This is a genomic window from Micromonospora sp. NPDC049799 (assembly GCF_040656655.1).
In the GTDB taxonomy this organism is placed as follows: Bacteria; Actinomycetota; Actinomycetes; order Mycobacteriales; family Micromonosporaceae; genus Micromonospora.
Window position 1 is genome coordinate 1 of record NZ_JBFAMU010000771.1, and the last position, 1,731, is coordinate 1,731.

The 1,731-nt window shown below is 74.2% G+C and carries 1 protein-coding gene and 1 pseudogene; one reads left to right on the forward strand and one right to left on the reverse strand.

All coding sequences use genetic code 11. The features are described from left to right. Nucleotides 1–359: 359 nt before the first annotated feature. Complete coding sequence (locus AB0I76_RS29315) at nt 360–866, forward strand: inorganic diphosphatase (RefSeq protein ID WP_357042220.1); 507 nt, start codon at nt 360–362, stop codon at nt 864–866. 33 nt (nt 867–899) lie between these two features. On the opposite strand, the pseudogene AB0I76_RS29320 reads toward AB0I76_RS29315, so the two are convergent. After that, nucleotides 900–1,731, reverse strand: a pseudogene (locus AB0I76_RS29320) (type VII secretion integral membrane protein EccD); the annotation flags it as partial.

The following is a 1,731-nucleotide window of genomic DNA, read 5'->3' on the forward strand; positions in this document are numbered from 1 at the left end:
GGGTAAGGATCCGGTGCGGGCGCGGGCCGGCCGTGGCCGCCGGACGAACCCTCCCGGGCCGGCACGTCGCCGGCCGGCCAGGAACCGCGGGCGGGATGGGCGTCGGGCACCGGTACGCGCCCGGTGAAACCGCCCGACCCGGATCCGCCGGGCCGCCGCCCCACGCCTCCGTCCGGGCTGTAGTGTGAATCTTCCCTCCCCACCGCCCCCTCCTCCCCCCGCGAAAATCTGCTTGGGTGACACTACTTCGGTCCGAACACTATGCGGCGGCCGGAGCGGATGGGTGGCATTGACCTGTCCGGGGAGTGGCGAGCCGCTGGTTACCGTTGGCCAGCGTGGGCAAACGAGGGAGCGTGCAGATGGATTTCGACGTGACGGTTGAGATCCCCAAGGGTCACCGCAACAAGTACGAGGTGGACCACGCGACCGGCCGGATCCGGCTGGACCGCACCCTCTTCACGTCCACGCAGTACCCGGCGGACTACGGCTTCATCGAGGGCACCCTGGGCGAGGACGGCGACCCGCTGGACGCGCTCGTGCTGGTCCCCGAGCCGACCTTCCCGGGCTGCCTGATCCGGTGCCGCACGATCGGCATGTTCCGGATGACCGACGAGAAGGGCGGGGACGACAAGGTCCTCTGCGTGCCCTACGAGGACCCGCGCCAGGAGCACCTGCGCGACATCCACCACCTGGGCGAGTTCGACCGGCTGGAGATCCAGCACTTCTTCGAGGTCTACAAGGATCTGGAGCCGGGCAAGTCGGTCGAGGGCGCGACCTGGGTCGGCCGCCAGGAGGCCGAGGCCGAGATCGTCGCGTCGTACCGGCGCGCCCGGGAGGCCGAGGAGCGCGGCGAGTCCGCGCACTGACACCCGACGACGTCCGACGGGCCCGGGAGCCGCTCAGCCGAGCAGCCCCCGGGCCCGTTCGTACAGGTCGAGCACCGCGCAGGCGACCGGGACCACCGCAACCACCAGGGCGGTGTCGGTGAGGTCGGCGATCCGACCGACGTACGGGGAGACCGGCCGCCGGGCGTACGTGGTGCCGGCCACCACGGTCACCAGGGCCAGCGCCAGCCCGCCCAGCATCAGTGCGAGCAGGCCCGCCGCACCGGAGCGCCCGGCCAGCACCGCGCCGAGGACGGCGAACCCGGTCAGACCGGCGACCACGGTGGGGACCCGGTGCCGGACCGCCACGAAGAGCCGGGAGCGCAGCAGCAGCACCGCGCCCGCGACCGCCACCAGCAACCGGCCGGCCGTCCCTCCGGAGAGCCCGAGCACCACGGCGGCGGCCACGGTCAGCACGGCGTGCCCGAGCAGCATCCCGGTGAGCATCTCCTCGGTGCGGGCGACCGCCGCGTAGACCCGGTCGGAGTCGGGCAGGTCGCGGGCGCGGTCCGGGCCGCCGGGCTCACCGCTGGGCAGCGTGATCGGCGGCAGCGGCACCTTGCCGAGCCGGATCGCCAGCAGCGGGATCGCCCCCACCGCGAAGACCAGCACGCAGAGCAGGACCGCCGCCGTGCCGGCCGGGCCCAGCAGCAGCCCGCCGAGCGCCGTGGCCGCCCCGAACAGCCCGGCCACCACGCCGGCCACGAAGACCCGCAGCCGGGTGGCGACACCGACCAGGGTGAGGACCGAGAGCAGCAGCAGCGCCACCGCGCCGGCCAGCAGTTCGGGTGCGCCGAGCCAGCGCAGCCCGGGCAGCGGGCCGACCGGGTCGCCGGAGCTGACCACC